This window comes from Sulfitobacter sp. DSM 110093 (assembly GCF_022788715.1).
In the GTDB taxonomy this organism is placed as follows: domain Bacteria; phylum Pseudomonadota; class Alphaproteobacteria; order Rhodobacterales; family Rhodobacteraceae; genus Sulfitobacter.
Genome location: NZ_CP085167.1, coordinates 2,824,089 through 2,845,772, shown reverse-complemented (window position 1 = coordinate 2,845,772; position 21,684 = coordinate 2,824,089). Strand labels below are relative to the sequence as shown.

Here is a 21,684-nt window from a genome sequence, read left to right as displayed (position 1 = left end):
GGTGCAAGACCCGTTTTTGATAAATTCGCCTATTCTTCGCGCGCATGGTCAGAGAGTAGGTCTTCGCGGGGCAATTCGGCACGTTCCTGCGTGACGATGCGGGTCAATTCACGGTCAGCCTGCGCTTCAACGGGCTGTACGGGGGCAGGATTGGCGCTCTCCGTTGGCGATTGAGGCGAATCTTTTCGCTCGGTGCTGGACGATTCGCTTTGCGTTATCAATCGGTAGGCCGGGGGCTGTGCGGTAAGCCCTGCCACGTCGAAGGCGGCCAATGTCAGGCGAATCGCTTCGCTGCGCGCGGCGGCCAGATCGGTGGTCTCTTGGTTGATCCAAGCAGCGAATTGCATGTTGATCCAGTGATCGGCCACCTCCTCCACCCATGCGGCGGCTTCGGGGGAGGGGAGGACGAAATGCAGGTCGTTCAGCACCTCCAGCGCCAATTCCCGGGCGCGGGCCAGATCGGCGTCGCTGGCCACCGAGAGGGTAAATGTAAATCGCCGCTCAGCGTTGCGTGAAAAGTTGATAATGCGGCTTTTAAAGACCGTGGCGTTGGGGATGCGTATGTGGTTGCCGTCATAGCTGAGCAAAATCGTGGCGCGGCTGGTCAGGCGGATCACCTTGCCGGTGTCACCGTCAATCTCGACCGTGTCATTGGGGCGGAACGGCTGGCGGATCGACAGCATGATGGAGGCGATGAAATTCTCGACCGTGTCGCGCACCGCGAAACCGATGGCGAGGCCGACGATCCCCGCCGCGCCAAGGATGCCCGACAGCAGCGCCGTCGCCCCGAGGATATCAAGCGCCACGACCAGCGCCGCGATGATAAAGGCCAGCCGGATGATCTGGCGGTAAATGTCAGCGATAAAGGCGTTGGGGGCGAGCCGCTCCCACGGGTTGCGCAGCCGCGCCAGCGCCAGCCCGGCCACGACGATCAGGGCAAAGACCCCAAGTGCCACCAAGGCCAGCGGCAGGAAAGCCACGGCCTGTTCCATCCGGCCTCGGAAACGGTCCACGGCGGGGTTGAGCCGTTCCGACACATCGGTGCTCTCGCGGACCTCGTTGCGGATCGCCACCACCCCTTCGACACGGCTTGCCAGTTCGCTCAGCCGTCCGGCGCTGGCGGTGTCGAGCGTGGTGCCGCGTAGGGTGACAATGCCGGAAGAGACGGAAACGCCCACCTTTTCAAACCCTTCAAGCTCGCGCAGGATGGCGCGGATGCGGTTGGCGATGGCGGCATCTGCCGTGGCGTCCCCTTCGACGGCGATGGTGCCTTCGGGCTGGTCGTTGTCCTGCGCCGAGGCGGGGGCCAGCGGCAGGGCGATGAGCAGCACCAGGCACAGGATTAGGTTGGGCAGGGCAGGGATCAGGCGCATGGGGGTCTCCGTCGACGGGCAGGGCCACCGCCCCTCGGTGAGGGCGGTGGCTGGTCAATTAGCGCACTACCCCCGACAATCGAGCAGCACCGCCCCGCTGCGCTGTCCGGCCTCGACCAACGCATGCGCGCGGGCGGCCTCGGAAAGCGGGAGAACCGTGTCGACGGGGCAGCGCAGGGCGCCATCTTCCAGCGCGTGATGCAGTCGGGTGATCGCCTCTTCGCGCGGGCCTGCGGGCAGGAGGTAAATCAAGATGATGTCAATCGTGACCGCTTTGAACAGCAGCGGGTAGAAGGGCAGTGTGGGCGACATTTCCCCTGCCGAGCCATAGGCGGCGATGCGGCCGTTGGGGGCGATGACCTCGGTATCGGTCGTGAGGTTCAGGCCGAACTCTGTATCGACGATGGTCTCGACAGGCTTGCCGCCGTTGGCCTCCAGAACGGCGGCGGCGAGGTCAGGGTCGGCGTAGTTCAGCACCGCATCGGCGCCAGCCTCGCGGACCAGATCATTGTCCCGTGGGCTGCAGGTGGCGATCACCTTGGCCCCGCCCCATTTGGCAAGTTGCACGGCGAGATAGCCGACCGTTCCGGCACCGCCTTGAATAAGCACCGTCTCCCCGGCCACGCCGCCGCCGCCGAAAACGGCGTGGCAGGCCGTGAGCCCCGGAATGCCAAGCTGCGCCCCAACCTCGGGTGAGACGCCCTTGGGCAGGGGCACGGCTTGATGCGCGGGCAGGGTGATCTGCTGAGTTGCCGTGCCAAAGGCGCGTTGCCATTGGCCGTTCCAGACCCAGACCTTTTGACCTACACGGCTCGGATCGACGCCTGCACCCACCGCGATGATCTCGCCCGCGCCGTCGCTGTGGGGGATGACCTGTGGGAAGGGTGGTTTGGTCACGCCGGGGCGGGTGCCTGCGCGGGCCTTGACGTCCGATGGGTTTACGCCCGAGTGGCTCAGCGCCACGCAGACTTCGCCGGGTTGTGGGGCGGGGCTGTCGATCTCTGACAGGCGCAGCACATCTGCGGCGGCTCCGAAGTTTTCATAGGTGATGGCTTGCATGGCGCTCTCTCCGGCTTGAATTTTGCCGGCAGAGTGGCGCAAGCGCCGGGATCATGCAATTGGCCTGAAAGGCGGGGCTATTCGCGCAGTTCCTGAGGGCCGACGCCCCAAAGCCGTACTTTGGGCGCCCAGCCGGTAAATCCGCCCGAGCGCAGTTCGCACCATTCAAGCGTGCATTCGCCCAAACGCGCCACCACGCCCAGCTCCAGCCGCGCCACCACGGCGGCCTTTGGGTCGGGGTTGACGTGAAGTTGCAGCATGTCCTGCTCGACCAGCACGGTGCGCGTGCCCGACAAAAGCGAATAATGCACCCAGCCGCCCATGCCATCGCGATCCTCAACGCGGCGCCAGTGGCCGTGTTCGGCGGTGATCCTGAGCGGCAGGTCGCGGCGTTTGTAAACCCAGTCGATCCGATGCGACAGCGAAGGGCCACGACGCACGTTGCCCTCGGAAGCTTTAAGCGAAACAAAACGGGGGAGGGGGAGGTTCGTGACCTGTCCGCGCGCCTCTTCTGCGGCCCCGGGGCTTGCCTGAGCCAGAAGCAGCGCGCCCACCAAAAGGGTGCTGCGAAGAAAAGCCGTTATCATGGAATTGCCTGCTATGCGGTTCACTGCTGTGGGTCGGTGCTGTGCAAATCTGCGGGTTATTGTTGCTCTTTTTCCGGCGCGAGTTCTTGTGCCTCGTCGCTGCATGAGACACCATGCCCCGGAAACGAGGCGACGCCAAGACCGGGAGAGCAGGCATGTCAAAGAAGCGGTTGAGTGTTGTAGTGACGCGACGGTTGCCAGAGGCGGTCGAAACACGGCTATCAGAGCTGTTTGACGTGACCCTACGCGAAGATGACAGGCCCATGACCCGCGAGGAATTGGGCGCGGCGATGCGCCAAGCGGATGTGCTGGTGCCAACGATCACGGATGAAATCGACGCGCCGCTGATCACGCAGGCGGGCGAGCGGTTGAAGCTGATCGCCAACTATGGCGCGGGGGTTGACCATATCGACGTGGCCACCGCACGCCAGCGCGGCGTGCTGGTGTCGAACACCCCCGGCGTGCTGACCGACGATACTGCCGATATGACCATGGCGCTGATCCTGGCCGTGACCCGCCGTATGCCTGAGGGCATGGCGGTGATGCAGTCCGGCAATTGGGATGGCTGGGCCCCGACCGCGCTGATGGGCGGTCGGGTCGGCGGGCGGCGTCTGGGCATTCTGGGCATGGGCCGGATCGGTCAGGCCGTGGCGCGCCGCGCGCAGGCCTTTGGTATGCAGGTGCATTACCACAACCGTAAACGCCTGCGCGAGGAGGTCGAAGGTGCCTTGGAGGCGACCTATTGGGACAGCCTTGACCAGATGGTCAGCCGGATGGATGTGATCAGCGTGAACTGTCCGCATACGCCGAGTACCTTTCATCTGATGAACGCCCGCCGTTTGGGGCTGATGAAGCCTGACGCGGTGATCGTGAACACCTCCCGCGGGGAGGTGATCGACGAGAACGCCCTGACGCGGATGCTGCGGTCGGGCGATATCAAGGGCGCGGGGCTGGACGTTTACGAGCATGGCCGCGAGATCAATCCGCGTCTGCGCGAGTTAAAGAACGTTGTGCTGCTGCCGCATATGGGGTCGGCCACGCTGGAGGGTCGGATCGAGATGGGCGAGAAGGTTTTGATCAATATCAAGACCTTTGATGACGGCCACCGCCCACCAGATCAGGTCGTGCCGTCTATGCTGTAAGCCCTTTCGGGCGGGTACGGGGTGATGAATTCAGTGCGGGCGTTTCGCGAAATGCGTTTGTAGTCTTTCTGCGGCGCAAGAATGCTGTTGGGAGATAAGAAATGACAAAAATTGCAGAATTGCCGCGCAATGAGGCAGGCATTGCCGCCGCACTCGATGAGCTGGATCAGGCCTTTGGCGCGCGGTTGCTGACCGGGCAAGCTATACGCGAACAGCACGGACATACGACAACATGGATCGAAACGCAGGCCCCCGATGGGGTGGTCATGGCGGCCTCAACCGATGAGGTGGCGCAGGCGGTGCGCATCTGTGCGGCGCATAAGGTGCCCGTCATTGCCTTTGGCACCGGTACCTCGCTTGAAGGTCATGTAAACGCCCCCGCAGGCGGTATCTGCATTGACGTGATGCAGATGGATCAGGTGCTAGAGGTGAACCCCGGTGATCTGGATTGCCGCGTGCAGCCCGGCGTGACCCGCGAAGCGCTGAACACCCATCTGCGCGATCAGGGGCTGTTTTTCCCGATTGATCCCGGTGCCAATGCCTCGCTCGGTGGGATGACGGCGACACGGGCCAGCGGCACCAATGCGGTGCGCTATGGCACGATGAAAGACAATGTACTGAGCCTTGAGGTGGTGATGGCCGATGGCCGGGTGATCCGCACCGGCGGCCGGGCGCGGAAATCTTCGGCGGGCTATGATTTGACGCGGCTGATGGTGGGCTCGGAAGGTACGCTGGGGATCATCACCGAGATCACCTTGCGCTTGCAGGGTATTCCTGAGGCGATCTCCTCGGCGCGTTGTTCTTTTCCGACGGTGCAGGCGGCCTGTGAGACCGTTATGGCGGTGATCCAATACGGTCTGCCCGTGGCGCGGATTGAGCTTTTGGACGCCGATGTGGTGAAGGCCGTGAACGGCTATTCCAAGCTGACCCTGCCCGAAACGCCGCTTTTGCTGTTAGAATTCCACGGCTCGGATGCCGGGGTTGTCGAACAGGCCGAGACCTTTGGCATGCTGGCCGAAGAATTCGGCGGCAACGGTTATGCGGCGACCACCACGCCCGAAGAACGCAACAAGCTGTGGCAGGCGCGACATGACGGCTATTGGGCGGTGTTGGCGCTGCGTCCGGGGTGCAAGGCCGTGGCAACGGATGTCTGTGTGCCGATCTCGCGGTTGGCCGACGCTGTGGTCGCGGCACAGGCGCGGGCGGAAGAGTTGAAGCTCATCGCGCCCATCGTGGGCCACGCAGGCGACGGGAATTTCCATGCCTCGCTGTTGATCGACATGGACGACGCCGATGAGGTGGCGCGGGGCGAGACCTTCGTGAGTTGGCTGGCGGAATTGGCGATCTCCATGGATGGGACATGCACCGGCGAACACGGAATTGGGCAGGGCAAGCGGGCCTATCTGAGCAAGGAACTAGGCGCTGCGGTGGATGTCATGGCGACCGTCAAGGCGGCGCTGGATCCGGATAATATTTTGAATCCGGGAAAGATTTTGCCGGGGTGAGATGGGGTGGTCTGCCCTGATGTCGTGCGGCGGGAAATGTGGTGCACGGTATTTGAAAAAGGATGAAGTTGGGGTGGCGGTGCTCTGACGCGGGATTGGCGCGTTTGGTGAGGGGGTAAGGTCGGTTTTTGGCCATGTTGGGTCGGCTGGTGCCTGCGGTCTCTTGCCTCGCTGCGTACAACGGGGAGGAGCCTAGGGCAGAGGGATTGGCAGATGAAAACGCAAGTCAAAGCATTGGTTGTCGGTGGCGGCGCGGTTGGCACGTCGATTGCTTATCATCTGGCGAAGGCGGGTTGGGATGATGTGATGCTGTTGGAGCGGGACGAGTTGACCTCGGGCTCGACTTGGCATGCGGCGGGGCTGCTGCCGTTGTTCAACATGTCTTTTGCCACCACGCATATTCATCAGTACTCGGTCGAGTTTTATAAGACGTTGGAGGCTGAGACCGGGCTGAACGCGGGTTGTGCCGTGGTGGGCAATCTGCGGATGGCCCAGACCGATGCGAGGATGGACGAGTATATGCTCTATGCCTCGACCGCGGAGACCTGCGGCGTGCCTTATGAGTTCCTGACCCCGAATGAGATCAAGGCGAAATGGCCGTTGATTGAGACATCGGATTTGAAGGGCGCCCTTTATCACCAGACGGACGGCTATATTAACCCGGCCGATGTGACGATGGCGATGGCCAAGGGCGCGCGGCAGCGTGGGGTTTCGATTGAGCGCAAGTGGCAGGCGGATGCCTTTGCGTGGAACGGCACCCACTGGGAAGTGAGCTGCACCAAGATGGTGGAGAAGGGCGGGAACCTTGTCGCCAGTGATGAGCAGATCGTTATTACTGCTGAACATGTGGTGACCGCTTCGGGCAACCACGCGCAGCGCACGGCGCGGATGTTGGGGATCAAGATGCCCGCGATTCCCGTGGAACATCAGTTTATCGTCATGGACCGTGATCCGGCGCTGGTTGATTACCGCGCGGCGGGGCATGGGGAGCATCCGGTGATCCGAGATGCCGATGCGCAGAGCTATGTACGCGAGGAACGGGGCGGCTGGATCCTTGGGGTCTATGAGAAACACGCCCCGGCACGGTTTGAATATGGTGTGCCGGACAGTTTCCGGGCCGATCTGTTCCCGCTCGATCTGGAACGGATCGAAGATCAGTATATGGCGATGAACCATCGCATCCCCTCGGCTGAGAATTGCGGGTTGAAGGACGATTTTAACGGGCCGATTTGTTATACGCCGGATGGGAATCCGCTGGTCGGCCCTGCGCCGGGGCTACGGAATATGTGGTTGGCCGAAGGGTTTTCGTTTGGGATCACGGCGGCGGGGGGCACGGGGTATTACCTTGCACAGATGATGGTTGAGGGCGAGGCCGAGATCGACATGGCGAGCCTTGATCCGAAACGCTACGGCGATTGGATGACCACGGAATATGCCGCGCGGAAGAATGAGGAAGCCTACGACCACGTTTATATCCTGCACCATCCGGATGAGGAGCGTCCGGCCTGTCGGCCGCTGCGGACCTCTCCGGCATATGATCGACAGGCGGCGCGGGGGGCGCAGTTTGGGCAGGTCAATGGCTGGGAGCGGCCGAATTATTTTGCGCCTGCGGGGTTTAGTGACCATGACAGCCGGTCCTTTCGGCGCGGGGGCTGGTGGCAACATGCGGTGGAAGAGGCGAAAGCCATCCGCGAAGGGGTGGGTTTGATTGATGCCACGGCATTCACCAAACATCTGGTGCGCGGGCCGGGGGCGACGGCGTTTCTGGATTGGTTCACCTGCAACAAGCTGCCGTCGGTAGGGCGGATTAACCTGACCTATGCGCTGACGGGGGCAGGGACGACGCGGACGGAATATACCATCGTGCGGCTGGCGCAGGATGAATACTACCTTGTCTCGGCGGGCGCATGGAGCGCCTATGACAGCGATTACCTGCGCAAGGCGATTGCCGACAAGATGCCTGAGGTTGGTTATGTCGAATGTCATGACGTGACCACGCAGTGGGGTGTATTTGCGATTGCGGGGCCAAAGTCGCGTGATGTGTTGCGGGATTTGGTGCGGGATGCAGATCCCGACACGGTGCTGAGCAACAAGCGGTTCCCCTGGCTGACCATGCGCAACATCGAGTTGGGGATGGTGCCGGTGCGGGCGATCCGGGTGGCCTATACCGGGGAACTGGGTTGGGAGCTGCACCACCCGATCGAGATGCAGAACCATCTGTTCGACCAGTTGGAAAAGGCGGGCGCGCCGCATGGCATGAAGCTGGTCGGTGCGCGGGCGCAGAACTGGCTGAGGCAGGAGAAGAGCTATCGCGCCTTTGGCAATGAGTTGGGCCGGGATGCCACGCCGTTGGAGGCCGATCTGCCGCGTTTCGTGGACTTGAATAAAGAGTTTCACGGGAAGCAGGCGATGGTTGATCACGGCATCCGTTCGAAATGCGTAACACTGCTGATCGACGGGCCGGAGGATGCTGACCCTTGGGGCCGTGAGGTGCTTTACAATGGCGAGCGTCGGACCGGGCGGCTGACCTCGGGTGGCTATTCGGTCGCATTCGGCAAGAGCATTGGCATGGGCTATGTGCAACTGCAGGACGCGGTGGTAGGCACGAAGCTGAAGGTAAAGATGCTTGATCAACTGTGGGAGGCCGAGGTGGTCGAAGACAGCCCCTATGATCCGAAGAACCAGCGCATCCGGGCGGACGGTTGATCCGGCGGGGGTTGCTTGCTTTTTTCTGCGTGCTGGCGCTGACGGCGGCGCTGTTGCGGGACAATCCGGTTGTCAGCGCGGCGCAGGGCTATGCCGCGGATGTGGCGACCACGGCGGCGGCGTCTTATGTCACGCTGCGCACGTTGAATGCCTTTTTGTCCACCGCGCAAGAGATCGAGGTTGGGCTGTCCTTCATCGCTTCGGGGTCGGCGCGGCCTTTGAAGGTGTTGGAACCGATTGATGACACGGTTGAGCGGATCGCGGGGTTGGTCTTTGGCGTGATGGTGGCTACGGGCGTGATCGCGGTGGCCTTGGGGCCGGTGAGTGCGATTGGCTTGGGGTTGTTGGCGGCAGCGCTGGCAGTCTGGGCGCTGAGCAAGCGCGGTCACGCAGGGCTGCCACGGCGGTTGGCGTGGTATGGCGGGTTTCTGGGGCTTGCCTTGCCGCTGGCCTTGGTTGTGTCCGAACCTTTGGCGGGGCAGCTTACCGAAGGTGTCTATCTGCGCAATATGGAGGTGATTGAGGAGATCACCGCCCGTGTCGGAGGCAGTGAGGCTTTGGGTGAAGAAGAGCCGGGTCTGACAGAATACCGACAGCTTGCCAGCAACCTTTGGAGCCGGGCGGATGAGTTGATCGGCGCGCTGTTGGCGGTGTTAGGCGTGCATGTGTTCCGGATTTTCCTGTTGCCGCTCTTGCTGGTGGGCGGGCTCTTTGTTGTCGCGCGTCATTATGCGCGGGATTGACGCGCAACAGCAGCGTTGCGTGCGGGGCTGCTGAGGCGCAGCGGTATTTAAGAAAGGATGAAAGGGGGGAGATGCGCCCCCCTTTGGCGTTTAGCGTGCGGCGCGGGTGGCGACCCAGTTTTGCCATTGAGCGCTGCTGCCGGAGAAGGTGTTGAGGTCTACGTCACCGCCGATGCCGGGGACGATGCCGGTGGCGCTGTATTGCCAGAAGCGCCAAGTTTGGCCGGGGTAGGCCTCGGCGGGGGTTTTGGCGGTGGTGCGCAGCCAGAAGTCATAGCCGTTAAAGCCAGATAGGCCATTTTCGCGGTAGAATTTCGGCGTTGTGTAGATGATCGGGCGTTGGCCGTAGTGACGCTCTACCACGGCGAGCCAGCGGCGCATTTGGTCGCGGACTTCGGATGCAGGCGGGCGGATGTGGGCGCAGGTGGGGGAAAACGGGTTCCATTCCATGTCGAGCACTGGGGGCAGCATGCCGGGGGTGCGCGGCACATTGCGGATGAACCAGCGGGCCTGATCCTCGGGTGAGGTGCAGAAGTAGTAGAAGTGGTAGGCGCCGCGTTTGACGGCGGCTTGGCCTGCGCCTTGCCAATGGGTGTCGAAGTTGATGTCTTTAAGGTCGCCGCCCTCGGTGGCTTTGATGAAGGCGAAGTTCACACCGTTCAGCCGGGCAGTGTTCCAGTCGATGTTGTTTTGAAAGCGGGCCACGTCAATCCCGTGGACGGGGAAGGATTGCGGTGTGCGGCCGTTGAAATCCACCGGGTCGCTGTCGCCGAAACGCGCCGGGAAAAGCGTGCCGGGTTCGGCGGGGGGCGGGGTGCTTGGGCGGCCACAGGCGGCGAGGGCAAGGAGCGACAGGATCAGGGCGCGGCGGAGGATCATGGGCTGGGCTTTCTGGCGATGAATGCGAGGTTGTTGGCGGGCATGTCCACTTCATCGATCGGGCTAAGGGCCGCATCGCTAAGCCAGCGGGCCATGTCGATGTTGTCTTTGTAGCCGATCATAGGGTCGGCGGCGCGCAGTTCGGCGTCAAAGCGGGTATCGCCGGGAGAGGTGGTTTGGCCTGCGCGTTTGAAGGGGCCGTAGAGGATCAGTGTGCCGCCGGGGGCGAGGGCAGTGGCGGCTTCGATGATCAGGCTCTGGGTGGCGGCGGTTGGGATAAGGTGCAGCAGGTTGGCCAGCATGATCAGGTCGAAGGGGCCATGTTCGCCCGCCCAGCCGGGCTGGGTCGCGTCGAGTGGCAGGGCCGGGGCGATATTGGGCAGGGCGGCCTCGGCTGCGTGGGCGTTGATGCTGGCGCGGCGGGCGGTGTCGATGTCGCTGGGCAGCCATGTGACGCCCGGCAGGCATTTGGCAAAGCCGACCACATGTTGGCCGGTGCCGCTGGCGATTTCCAGCGCGCGGCCCTTTTGTGGGGCGTGTGTTGCCAGCAGATCGCAGAGCGCATCGAGATTGCGTGCGGCGGCTGGGGCGAAAAGACGGTCGCCGCCTGCGTCTTCGGCAACGCTGGCACTCGGGGGCAGTCGGCTCATGATTGCTCTTCCAGCCGGTCGGTGGCCGGGGGCGGTGTGGGCGAGAGCGCGGCGATGGCGGCGTAGGTTTGTGGCGTCATTTGGTAGTTCAGCGCAGCCAGTGACGGTTCAAGCTGCGCCAGAGAGCGGGCGGAAATGATCGGGGTTGGCCGCGTGGGGTGTGCCGCCGCCCATGCCACGGCGAGGGTTGCAGGATGGGTGCCGAGATCGCTGGCGAGGGCGGTCAGACCGGCAGCGGCACCGTGCATTGTCTCTTGACCGTAGCGGGCGGCATAGCGGTCATCTTCGCTTAGCCGACCTGTGCCACCGGTGGCGTATTTCCCGGTCAGCAGCCCGCCGCCCAGAGGGGAATAGGGGGCGACGAGGATGTCAAGGTCATGGGCCATCGGGAGGATCTCGACCTCGGCTTGGCGTTTGACGAGGTTATACATCGGTTGGATCACGGCGATGTCCAGCCCGAAGTTGGCGGCGATATGGGCCGCTTTGACGACCTGCCATGCGGCGAAGTTCGACAGGCCCACATAGCGGATATGGCCCTGTTGTTTCACCTCGGCCAGTGCGGCGAAGCTTTCGGTCAACGGTGTCTCTGGATCGAAGCGGTGGAGGTAGAGCACGTCGAGCGTGTCGAGCTGCATCCGTTGGCGCGATGTCTCGGCAGAAGCGAGGATATTTGCCCGGCCCGCGCCGCCGTCAAAGGCGGCTTTGGTGGCTACGATCAGGCTGTCGCGGCGCTCCTGCACGAATTGGCCCAGCAGCGTTTCAGACGCCCCGTCGGTATAGACATGCGCCGTGTCAAAATGGGTGATCCCCGCCTCAACGCAAGCGTCGAACATCGCGCGCGAGGCCGCAGCATCAGCGCGACCACCGAACTGCATGGTGCCAAAGGCGAGGCGGCTGGCGGGGGTGCCATCAAGGCTGGTAAGCATCTGGTTCATGCACGATTGGTGGCATGGGCGCTGCCCGCGCGCAATGGGTTTGGCGCGGGGCAGGCGGTGGGGCGCTAGCCGTCCTGCGGCTCGCCCTTTTCCAGGGCGCGTTGGTAGGCGGGGCGGCTTTGGATCATCTCGACGAAGCCTTTGAGCGCGGGGAAATCTGCGGCGCGGCCTTGACGCATGGCAACCTCGGCGGGAAAGCTCAGCATGATGTCGGCGGCCGACAGCGTATCTTGCACAAAATGGCCCGAGGCACGCACGAGGCTATTCATATAGCTGTAGTGGTTGTCCAACTCGGAACTGATACGTGGATGTAAGGGCGCGGCGGCATCGCCTAAGCGCGAGACATAGAGGTTCAGCAGGATCGGCGTCATGGCAGAGCCTTCGGCGAAATGCATCAATTCCATATGGCGCAGGAAAGCGGGCGTATCGCGTTCGGGGATCATTTCGGGCGCAAAGCGGGTGCAGAGCAGATCGACGATGGCGGCGCTTTCGACGACCAATTGGCCGTCAATCTCAATCATCGGGGACTTGCCCAAAGGGTGCACCAGTTTCAGCTCAGGCGGAGCGAGGTTGGTCTTGGCATCCCGTTGGTAACGGATGATGTCATAGGGCTGATCCAACTCCTCCAGCAGCCAAAGGATGCGCTGTGAGCGAGAGCGGTTGAGGTGGTGCACGGTGATCATGGCAGGGCCTTTCACGAAGTGGGAAGGGCGAGCCTAGCAACACCGACACGGGCTGCAATGAAAAAGGGGCGCGCGGTTGCCCGTGCGCCCCTCTCAACTGAAAGCCGGTTCGGCTTATTGCGGGATCGTGCCTTCGATGCCTTCGACATAAAAGTTCATGCCCGCGAGCGTGCCGTCATCGGCGCTCTCGCCTTCGGCCAGCCAAGCGGAGCCGTCTTGTTTGTTGATCGGCCCGGTGAAGGGGTGGTAGTCGCCCGACGCGATTTTGTCCTTCAGCTCAAGCGCTTCGGCTTTCACCTCCGCTGGCACGGCGTCTGTGATCTCGCCAATGCCGACCATGCCCGGCCCGATGCCGTCCCATGTGTCGGTGGATTCCCATGTACCATCCATGACCGCTTTGACGCGCTCGATGTAGTAGGGTGCCCAGTCGTCAATGATTGAAGAGACGCGCGGCTTGGGGCCGTATTGCGCCATGTCGGACGCCTGACCGAAGGTGATCACATTGCCCGCTTCCTGTGCCGCCGCTTGGGGCGCGGTGGAATCGGTGTGTTGCAGGACCACGTCGGCGCCCTGTTCGATCAGAACCTTGGCGGCGTCGGCTTCTTTGGCCGGGTCAAACCATGTGTAGGCCCAGACGATTTTGAACTGAACGTCGGGGTTTACTTTCTTGGCATGGATATAGGCCGAGTTGATGCCGCGGATGACTTCGGGGATCGGGAAAGAGCCGATGTAGCCGATGATGTTGCTTTCGGTCATCGAACCCGCGATGTGGCCCTGAATGGCGCGGCCTTCGTAGAAACGCGCGGAATAGGTTGAGACGTTGTCGGCGCGTTTGTAGCCGGTGGCGTGCTCGAACTTCACATCGGGAAATTTCTTGGCGACGTTGATGGTCGGGTCCATGTAGCCAAAGGAGGTGGTGAAGATCAGGTCGGCACCGTCGAGCGCCATCTGCGTCATCACACGCTCACTGTCAGGGCCTTCGGCAACGCTTTCGACGAAAACGGTCTCGACCTTATCGCCGAACTCTTTTTCGACGGCCAAGCGGCCTTCGTTATGCTCGTAGGTCCAGCCGCCGTCGCCCACGGGGCCGACAAAGACAAAGCCGACCTTGGTCTTGTCTTGGGCGACAGCGCCCGAAGCAAGGCCGAGCGCAAGTGCCGCGCTGGTCATGAGGGTGGATAGTTTCATGAGGTTTCCCCTGTTTACGTGCCCCTTGCTGGGGCTTGATGTGCGGGCGATGCCGCGTGACGTGATGCCCCTAGTTTGAGGCGTGGAAGGTTCGGCCCAGAGAGGCCGGCGCGGCGCTTTTGTCCGCCGACAGCACCACCAGAACGATGATGGTGATGATATACGGCGACATTGCCAGATACTCCACCGGTATGGCAACGCCCGCGCCTTGCAAGTTCAACTGCAACTGGGTGATGCCGCCGAAAAGATAGGCACCCAGCAGCGCGCGCCATGGTTTCCAGCTGGCAAAGACGACGAGGGCGAGGGCGATCCAGCCGATCCCGGCGGTCATGCCCTCGGTCCATTGCGGCACGCGGATCAGGCTGATGTAGGCGCCGCCCAAGCCCGCGCAGGCCCCGCCGAACAAGATTGCCATCGTGCGGATGCGTTTGACCTTGTAGCCAAGCGCATGGGCCGCGTCGTGGCTTTCGCCCACGGCACGCAGGATCAGGCCCGCGCGGGTGAATTTCAGTGCCGCCCAGACCCCGGCGACCAGCGCGATGCCAAGGTAAAGGATGATGTCATGGGTAAAAAGGATCGGCCCGATGACGGGGATGTCGGCCAGCGGCCCGAAGTCGATGTCGCCCAGCCGGGGCGGTTTGATCCCAACGTAGCTCTGCCCGATCAGCGCCGAGAGGCCGAGGCCAAAGAGGGTCAGCGACAGGCCCGAGGCGACCTGATTGGCCAGCGCCACCTGCGTCAGGAAGGCAAACAGCAGGCTAAGAACGGCACCGCCAACGGCAGCGGCGGCAAAGCCCAAAAGCGGCGACCCGGTCTCGACCGCCGTGGCGAAGCCGCAGATCGCGCCGGTGATCATCATGCCTTCGACCCCGAGGTTCAGCACACCGGATTTTTCGGCCACCAGTTCGCCGATGGCGGCAAAGATCAGCGGTGTGGCCGCGACCAAAAAGCCTGCGACGAACAAAAGCGGGTTGATTGCGGAAAGATCCATCAGGCAGCCTCCGCCGCGCCAAAGCGCAGCCGGTAATGAGTGAAAACGTCCAGCGCGAGCAGGAAGAACAGGAGCATGCCTTGGAACACCTGAATGGCGGCGGCGGGCAGGCCGAGGTTCGACTGTGCGATGTCCCCGCCAATATACGTCAGCGCCATCAGCGCTCCGGCAAGCAGGATACCAATCGGGTGCAAACGGCCAAGGAACGCCACGATGATCGCGGTGAAGCCATAGCCCACGTTAAAGTCGATGGTGATCTGGCCTGAGGGTCCAGAGACTTCGAACATTCCCGCAAGCCCAGCGAGCAGACCCGAGGTGCCGAGGCAAAACAGCACCAGCCGCGCCGGGTTCACGCCTGAGAACCGCGCGGCGCGGGGCGCTTCGCCAGTGACGCGGATGGCAAAGCCAAGACGGTGTTTGGTCAGCAGGACATAGGCAAAGATCACCGCGATCAGCGCCGCGACCACGCCCCAATGCATGCCGGACCCGGCGAAAAGCTCGGCGTTATGCGCGGGCGCATATTGTTGTAGATTGCGCGAACCGGGAAAGCCGTAACCTTCGGGGTTTTTTAGCAATCCCAGTGACATAGAGGCGAGGAACTGTTCGGCCACATAGACCAACATCAACGAGACGAGGATTTCATTGGTGCCAAAACGCACTTTCAAAAGGGCCGGAATCATCGCCCAAAGCCAGCCGCCCAAGGCCCCCGCGATCACCATCAGCGGGAAGATATACCAGCCCTCGGCAGGGTAGAACGCCAGCCCCATCGCGGCGCCAAAGATGGCACCCATGATGTATTGGCCCTCGGCCCCGATGTTCCAGATGCCCGCTTTGAACCCAAGGCTGAGGCCGATGGCGATCAGCACCAAGGGCGCGCCTTTGATCAGCAGTTGTGGGCGGTAATAAAAGGCATATTCGCCAAACAGGGGCTGCCAAAAGATCGTTTGCAGCGCCTCGACCGGGTCTTTGCCCAGCACGGCGAACAAGAGCCCGCCGAAGATGAAAGTGGCAAGCACCGCCATGATCGGTGTCGACAGGGAAAGGGCCCGACTGGGCTGCGGGCGCTTTTCAAGGCGGATCACAGATCACCCCCAATGGTCAGAGTGAAAGATGCGGAGGCTGCGTCAAACATGCGCCACCTCCATGCCATGCGCGCCGCCCATCATCAGGCCGATCTCTTCGACCGTTAGCCCCTGCGCGGGGCGCGTCGGCGACAGACGGCCTTCGTTTAGGGCGGCGAAATTGTCGGAAATCTCCATCAATTCATCAAGGTCTTGGCTGATGACGATCACGGCGGTCCCGCCCGAGGCGAGGTCCAAAAGCGCCTGCCGGATCGCGGCGGCGGCAGAGGCATCAACACCCCATGTCGGCTGGTTCACCACCAAAAGCTCAGGCCGTTGCAGCACTTCGCGTCCGATAACGAATTTCTGCAAGTTTCCCCCCGAGAGCGAGCGCGCCGCATTGCCGGGGCCGGGGGTGCGCACGTCGAAGGTCTTTATGATCTTCTCGGCAAAGCTGCGCGCCTTGCCCCAATCGAGCATGCCGCCACGCTCCAGCCCCTCACGGGCGGCACCGGTCAGCATGGCGTTTTCGGTCAGCGACATGTCCGGCACGGCGGCATGGCCAAGCCGTTCTTCGGGCGCGGTCAACACGCCAAGCGCGCGGCGGGCGGTGGGGCCAAGAAGGCCGATATCGCGCCCGTCAAAGGTGATCATGCCCGCGCTGACCAGTGTTTCGCCCGAAAGGGCGTTGAGCAGTTCGTCCTGCCCATTGCCCGCGACCCCGCCGATGCCCAGCACCTCACCACGCCGCACCTCGACCGAAATCTCGCGCAGCGGCATGCCGAAAGCATGGGCCGAGCGGGCCGAGAGGTTGTTCAGCGTCAGCGTTACCTCGCCCGGCTCTTTGCTGTCGCGCGTGGGTGTTTTCAGCGCTGAACCGACCATCATCTCTGCCATGTCCCGCGCGGATGTCTCACGTGGGGTGCAATGGCCGACGACCTTGCCCAACCGCAGGATCGTGGCGCTGTCGCACAGGCTGCGGATCTCTTCGAGCTTGTGCGAAATATAAAGGATCGCTGTGCCCTCTGCGCTGAGCTTGCGCAAGGTTTTAAACAGGATTTCAACCTCTTGCGGGGTCAGAACCGAGGTCGGCTCGTCCATGATTAGCAGTTTGGGATCCTGCAGCAGGCAACGGATGATCTCAACCCGCTGACGCTCCCCCGCCGACAGATCGCCGACGGTGCGGTCCGGCGCGAGCGGTAGGCCATAGGTATCCGACACATCGCGGATCTGCTGGCTCAGCTCGCGCATGCGCGGCGGGTTTTCCATGCCGAGGGCGATGTTTTCTGCCACGCTGAGCGCGTCGAAAAGAGAAAAGTGCTGAAATACCATGCCAACGCCCGCCTGCCGTGCGGCATGGGGATCGGTGGGCGCAAAGCTTTCGCCCCGCATTTGCATCTGGCCCGCGTCAGGTTTGACCAGCCCGTAGATCATTTTGACCAATGTCGATTTGCCCGCGCCGTTCTCGCCCAGCAGGGCATGAACCTCACCCGGAGCAATCTGCAGGGAAACGTCATCGTTCGCGACGACGCCGGGATAGGCCTTGGTCAACCCAGAGAGGTCGAGAAGTTTGTCAGTCATGCGGAAACCTTTGTCTGGGTCCGGGCGATGAGAGAGATCAACGCACCATGTGCAATCTGGGCGGGCAGCTTGCCCAGCGACTTATCGCCAATAGGGCAGATGATGCCAGAGGGATCCACCCCCATGTCGCGCAAGCGGCGGGAAAACCGTGACTTTTTTGTGTCAGAACCGATCAACCCGACGCTCTCTGCCCCGCGATTTAGCAGGGCCGCGCAGAGGGCGAGGTCGATGTCATGGGAATAGGTGAAGATCAGGTGATGCGCGTTTTGCGGCGCGTGGGCGGCAAGGCGCGGCATATCGGCGGTGGGCGTTGCGGTCACATGGGGGGGAATGGTGGCCGGAAAACGGTCTGGCGCGCTGTCGATCCATGTGATGGCAAAGGCGTGGGCGGGGCAGGCATCCACCACGGCGCGGCCGACATGCCCCGCCCCCCAAAGCCAGAGGGGCGTGTCGCTCTCGAATGTAGCGTCCAGCGGCAGCGGCGTGGGGTTGTCGAGCGGGCGGGGCGCGGCGGTATAGCGCAGGCTAACCGCGCCGCCGCAGCACTGGCCAAGGCCGGGACCGAGGGGCAGGGTTTGGCTGTCCTCGAAACGCCCTTCGGCCAGCAAGCGCCGCGCGTGAGCAATCGCCTGATGCTCCAACGCACCGCCGCCGATGGTGCCGTCGATACTGTCCGGCGTGACCTTCATCGCCGTGCCCGCATCGCGCGGGGCCGATCCGCGCGTGGCGGTGACCTCGACAAAGATCGCGGTCATTTCCGCGCCCGTCCCACGGCGGCAAGGACGGCCTCAGCGGTGGCGGGCGCTTGCAGGTCGGCGTAGCTGTCGCCGCAGGCCGCAACCGCGTGCGACAACGCCATAAAGGCCGAGATGCCCAGCATGAAAGGCGGCTCCCCCACGGCCTTGGAGCGGTAGACCGTCTGCGCCGGGTTCGGCTGGTCCCAGAGCGCCACGTTGAAGACCGGCGGCCGGTCGGAGCAGGCGGGGATTTTATAGGTCGAAGGTGCGTGGGTGCGCAGGGTGCCGGTTTCGTCCCACACGAGTTCCTCGGTCGTGAGCCAGCCCGCGCCTTGAACGTATCCGCCCTCGATCTGGCCAATATCCAGCGCCGGGTTCAGCGACGCACCTGCATCATGCAGAATGTCGGTACGCAGGATGCGGTTTTCGCCGGTCAGCGTGTCGATCACCACCTCGGTGCAGGCGGCACCATAGGCGAAGTAGTAGAATGGCCGCCCGCGCCCGGCGATGCGGTCCCATTCGATGTCGGGCGTTTTGTAGAATCCCGTGGCCGAAAGGCTGACGCGATTTTCATAGGCCGAGGCGGCGGCAGCGGCGAAGGTGATCTCTTCGCTGCCGATCTTTACCATGCCGTCAGCAAAGCGCACCTGATCGGGCGTGGTTTGGTAACGTTCCGCCAAATGCTCCGCCATGCGGTCGCGGATCGTGTCGCAGGCGTTTTGCGCGGCCATCCCGTTGAGGTCTGACCCGGAAGACGCCGCCGTGGCCGAGGTGTTTGGCACTTTGGCGGTGTCGGTGGCTGTAATCTTGACCACCTCGGGCGAGACGCCAAAGCGTGAGGCCGTGACCTGCGCCACCTTCTGGAACAACCCTTGCCCCATCTCGGTCCCGCCGTGGTTCAGGTGGATCGAGCCATCCTGATAGACATGCACCAGCGCGCCCGCTTGATTGAGGTGGGTGAGCGTGAAGGAAATGCCGAATTTGACCGGGGTGATGGCGATGCCGCGTTTCAGCAGTGGGTTTGCGGCGTTCCACTCGGCGATGGCGGCGCGGCGGGCGTTGTAGTCGGCACTCTCGACCAGTCGGTCGGTCAGTGCGTTGATGATACAGTCGGTGACCGGCTGGTGATAGGGCGTGGTCTGCACGTCCGATGGGGTTTCAGGGATCGCAGCCTTGCCCGTCGGTGCAGGAGGCGCGCCGCGCGACGAGAGGTCGGCCTCGGCCTCCGGCGGGGTGCGGTTGTCGATCGCGGTGCCGGTATTCTCCACCTCGGTCGGGCGGTGGGCGTTGTCGCTGTAGTAATTGGCCCGGCGCACCGCGAGCGGATCAAGGCCCAGTTCCTGCGCGATATGGTCCATCACCCGCTCGATCCCGACGATGCCCTGCGGGCCGCCAAAGCCGCGAAAGGCCGTGGCGCTGGTGGTATTGGTGCGCAGGCGGTGCGAGGTGATGCGGATGTCGTGCAAATGGTAAGCGTTATCGGCATGCAGCATGGCGCGGTCGGCCACGGGCAGGCTGAGGTCCATCGACCAGCCGCAGCGGGTGTAATGGGTCACGTCCAGCGCGGTGATGCGCCCCGCCTCGTCAAAGCCTGCGTCGTAAGCGATGCGAAAATCATGCCGCTTGCCGGTGATGATCATGTCGTCATCGCGGTCATAGCGCATTTTGCAGGGTTTGCCGGTCAGAGATGCGGCGACAGAACAGGCAATCGCCAGCGCGTTGCCTTGGCTTTCCTTGCCACCGAAACCGCCGCCCATGCGCCGGGTCTCGACCCGTACGGCATGCATCGGGCGGCCAATGGCATGGGCCACCTTATGCTGAATTTCGGTCGGGTGCTGGGTCGAGGAATGCACCAGCATGTCGCCGTTGTCCTGCGGCAGCGCCATGGCGGCCTGACCTTCGAGGTAGAAATGCTCCTGCCCGCCCATCTCAATCTGGCCCGAAAGGCGGCGGCTGGCCTTGTGGAGCGCGGCCTCGGCATCGCCCTTCTGGTAGATGCGCGAGCCGTCTTCGAACCGGCTGTCGGCGGCGAGCGCCTGCTCTACGGTCAGGATCGGATCACGCGGGGTGATCTGTGGCTTGCCCAGTTGCGCGGCGCGACGGGCGGCGAGGTGACTGGTGGCCACGACCAGATAGAGCGGCTGGCCTGCGAAATGGATTTCGCCCGTCGCCAAAAGCGGCTCGTCATGGTTCGAGGGTGAGGTGTCGCAGTCATGGACGAGATCATCGGCAGTCAGCACTTTGACCACGCCGGGCGCAGACCGCACGGCGTCGAGGTCAAGCGCCGTCAATTCACCCGCCGCGACGGGGCTCAGGCCAAAGGCCAGATGCAGCGTGCCGCGTGGTGTGGGGATGTCGTCGACATAGCGTGCGGCGCCGGTGACATGCAGCACCGCCGCGTCATGGGGAAGGGGCTTTGCAACGCTCATGCCGAGACCTCCTGGAGGTTGGTGGCTTGACCATTGGCGTCGTGGAAATAGCGCAGCAGCATGTTTTGGGCCGCCTGCATCCGGTAGGCCGCCGAGGCGCGCATGTCCGAGAGGGGAGTGAAATCGTCGGTCATCGCTGCCATCGCCTTGCGGATGGTGCCTTCGCTCCACGGTTGGCCGACCAGGGCCGCCTCAGCCGCCGCGGCGCGTTTGGGTGTTGCCGCCATGCCGCCAAAGGCGATGCGCGCGGTGAGGATTTCGGTGCCATTGCCGGTGATCGACATACAGCCGCAGACCGCCGAGATATCTTGATCGAAGCGTTTCGACAGTTTGTAGCAGCGCAGGGTGTCATGTTGGCGGGGGATGAGGATGGCTTCGACGAACTCTCCCGCCGCGCGGTCTTGTTTGCCGTAGTCGAGAAAGAAATCCTCAAGCGCTATTTCGCGTCGCGCATCACCGCGCCGAAGCTGCAGGGTCGCCCCAAGCGCAATCAGCGCGGGCGGGCCATCCCCGATGGGCGAGCCATTGGCGATATTGCCGCCCAAGGTCGCCGCGTTGCGCACCTGCGTCGAGCCATAGCGGCGCAGCATGGTGCCCAAGCTGGGGTGCAGGGGGGCAAGCTTGGCCTCCACCTCGGTCAGTGTGGTCATCGCACCGATCCGCAGGCCGGTTTCATCCTCGGTGATGCCGCGCAGATCGGCGCAGCGGTTGAGGAAGGCCACGGCGCCAAGATCGCGGAAGCCTTTGGTGACCCAAAGACCCACGTCCGTCGCCCCGGCGATCAGCGTGGCATCGGGATTGTCGAGATACCAAGCGGCGAGTTCGTCGCTGTTTTCGGGCTGCACATGCGGCGCGCCTTCGGCTTTGGCGGGCGCAGGGATGTCCTGCGCCAACTTGTCTTTCAGGCTGCGCAGATGGGCGGGCACCGGCGCGCCTGCGGCGGCCTCGGCTGCGCGGATGATCGGGGCGTAGCCGGTGCAGCGGCAAAGGTTGCCAGCCAGCTGCACGTCATGATCCGTCGCCCCATTAAGATGCGCCGTGGCCATGGAGACCACGAAGCCCGGCGTGCAGAACCCGCATTGGCTGCCATGATGCTCTATCATCGTCTCCTGCACCGGGTGCAGCGTGCCATCGGCGCTCGCCATGCCCTCAACCGTGGTGACGGCTTTGCCGTTCACCTGCGGCAGAAACAGGATACAGCCATTGAGCGCGCGGCTGCCGTTTTCATCGGTGATCATCACCGAACAGGCTCCGCAGTCGCCCTCGTTGCAGCCCTCTTTTGTCCCGGTCAGCCCGCGTTCTTCGCGCAGCCAATCAAGCAGGGTGGTGGTCGGAGACACGTCGGAGAGTGACACGACTTCTCCGTTGAGAAGAAAAGTGATGTCCATTGGTTCTCATCCGCCGCGGTACAAAGTGGCCCAAAAAGGTGCGCGGG

Annotated in this window: 18 protein-coding genes; 4 read left to right on the top strand and 14 right to left on the bottom strand. The window is 63.1% G+C overall.

What is annotated here, in order from left to right:
* Positions 1-29: 29 nt before the first annotated feature.
* From DSM110093_RS13875 to DSM110093_RS13865, 3 genes are all read right to left on the bottom strand, one after another.
* Complete coding sequence (locus DSM110093_RS13875; protein ID WP_243265641.1) at positions 30-1,373, bottom strand: mechanosensitive ion channel family protein; 1,344 nt, start codon at positions 1,371-1,373, stop codon at positions 30-32.
* A 66-nt stretch (positions 1,374-1,439) separates the two neighbouring features.
* Positions 1,440-2,432, bottom strand: a complete 993-nt coding sequence (locus DSM110093_RS13870) for an NADPH:quinone reductase (protein ID WP_243265640.1) — start codon at positions 2,430-2,432, stop codon at positions 1,440-1,442.
* 77 nt (positions 2,433-2,509) lie between these two features.
* Positions 2,510-3,019 carry an SH3 domain-containing protein gene (locus DSM110093_RS13865; RefSeq protein ID WP_093928160.1) on the bottom strand — a complete coding sequence of 170 codons (510 nt, stop codon included), beginning with the start codon at positions 3,017-3,019 and terminating at the stop codon, positions 2,510-2,512.
* A 155-nt stretch (positions 3,020-3,174) separates the two neighbouring features.
* Between DSM110093_RS13865 and DSM110093_RS13860 the strand changes: the two genes are divergently transcribed.
* The 4 genes from DSM110093_RS13860 (at position 3,175) to DSM110093_RS13845 (ending at position 9,115) form a co-directional block, all read left to right on the top strand.
* The gene (locus DSM110093_RS13860) at positions 3,175-4,161 is read left to right on the top strand and encodes a D-glycerate dehydrogenase (protein ID WP_243265639.1); all 987 of its coding nucleotides are present in this window, start codon (positions 3,175-3,177) and stop codon (positions 4,159-4,161) included.
* 101 nt (positions 4,162-4,262) lie between these two features.
* Positions 4,263-5,666 carry an FAD-linked oxidase C-terminal domain-containing protein gene (locus DSM110093_RS13855; protein ID WP_243265638.1) on the top strand — a complete coding sequence of 468 codons (1,404 nt, stop codon included), beginning with the start codon at positions 4,263-4,265 and terminating at the stop codon, positions 5,664-5,666.
* A 213-nt stretch (positions 5,667-5,879) separates the two neighbouring features.
* Positions 5,880-8,372, top strand: a complete 2,493-nt coding sequence (locus DSM110093_RS13850; protein ID WP_243265637.1) for an FAD-dependent oxidoreductase — start codon at positions 5,880-5,882, stop codon at positions 8,370-8,372.
* Between the two features lie 11 nt (positions 8,373-8,383).
* Complete coding sequence (locus DSM110093_RS13845) at positions 8,384-9,115, top strand: hypothetical protein (RefSeq protein ID WP_243265636.1); 732 nt, start codon at positions 8,384-8,386, stop codon at positions 9,113-9,115.
* Positions 9,116-9,205: 90 nt separating this feature from the next.
* On the opposite strand, the gene DSM110093_RS13840 is transcribed toward DSM110093_RS13845, so the two are convergent.
* From DSM110093_RS13840 to xdhA, 11 genes are all read right to left on the bottom strand, one after another.
* Positions 9,206-9,994: a glycoside hydrolase family 25 protein gene (locus tag DSM110093_RS13840; protein WP_243265635.1), complete on the bottom strand. Its 789-nt coding sequence runs from the start codon at positions 9,992-9,994 to the stop codon at positions 9,206-9,208.
* On the bottom strand, positions 9,991-10,644 hold the full coding sequence (locus tag DSM110093_RS13835; RefSeq protein ID WP_243265634.1) for a DUF938 domain-containing protein: 654 nt from the start codon (positions 10,642-10,644) through the stop codon (positions 9,991-9,993). Before DSM110093_RS13835 ends, DSM110093_RS13840 begins: the two co-directional genes overlap by 4 nt.
* Positions 10,641-11,579 (bottom strand): aldo/keto reductase, encoded by a 939-nt coding sequence (locus DSM110093_RS13830; RefSeq protein ID WP_243265633.1) that lies wholly within the window; start codon positions 11,577-11,579, stop codon positions 10,641-10,643. The genes DSM110093_RS13835 and DSM110093_RS13830 overlap by 4 nt, the downstream gene beginning before the upstream one ends.
* 65 nt (positions 11,580-11,644) lie before the next feature.
* Entirely contained in the window at positions 11,645-12,262 is a 618-nt protein-coding gene (locus DSM110093_RS13825; RefSeq protein ID WP_243265632.1) for a glutathione S-transferase, read from the bottom strand.
* Positions 12,263-12,376: 114 nt separating this feature from the next.
* The gene (locus tag DSM110093_RS13820; RefSeq protein WP_243265631.1) at positions 12,377-13,450 is read right to left on the bottom strand and encodes a BMP family ABC transporter substrate-binding protein; all 1,074 of its coding nucleotides are present in this window, start codon (positions 13,448-13,450) and stop codon (positions 12,377-12,379) included.
* Between the two features lie 70 nt (positions 13,451-13,520).
* Positions 13,521-14,441, bottom strand: coding sequence for an ABC transporter permease (locus tag DSM110093_RS13815; protein WP_243265630.1), 921 nt, complete (start codon positions 14,439-14,441; stop codon positions 13,521-13,523).
* Positions 14,441-15,523 (bottom strand): ABC transporter permease, encoded by a 1,083-nt coding sequence (locus DSM110093_RS13810; protein WP_243265629.1) that lies wholly within the window; start codon positions 15,521-15,523, stop codon positions 14,441-14,443. Before DSM110093_RS13810 ends, DSM110093_RS13815 begins: the two co-directional genes overlap by 1 nt.
* Positions 15,524-15,565: 42 nt before the next feature.
* Entirely contained in the window at positions 15,566-17,083 is a 1,518-nt protein-coding gene (locus DSM110093_RS13805; protein WP_243265628.1) for an ABC transporter ATP-binding protein, read from the bottom strand.
* Complete coding sequence (gene xdhC / locus DSM110093_RS13800; RefSeq protein WP_243265627.1) at positions 17,080-17,838, bottom strand: xanthine dehydrogenase accessory protein XdhC; 759 nt, start codon at positions 17,836-17,838, stop codon at positions 17,080-17,082. The genes DSM110093_RS13805 and xdhC overlap by 4 nt, the downstream gene beginning before the upstream one ends.
* Entirely contained in the window at positions 17,835-20,249 is a 2,415-nt protein-coding gene (gene xdhB, locus DSM110093_RS13795; protein ID WP_243265626.1) for a xanthine dehydrogenase molybdopterin binding subunit, read from the bottom strand. Before xdhB ends, xdhC begins: the two co-directional genes overlap by 4 nt.
* Positions 20,246-21,637 carry a xanthine dehydrogenase small subunit gene (xdhA, locus tag DSM110093_RS13790; RefSeq protein WP_243265625.1) on the bottom strand — a complete coding sequence of 464 codons (1,392 nt, stop codon included), beginning with the start codon at positions 21,635-21,637 and terminating at the stop codon, positions 20,246-20,248. Before xdhA ends, xdhB begins: the two co-directional genes overlap by 4 nt.
* Between the last annotated feature and the right edge of the window lie 47 nt (positions 21,638-21,684).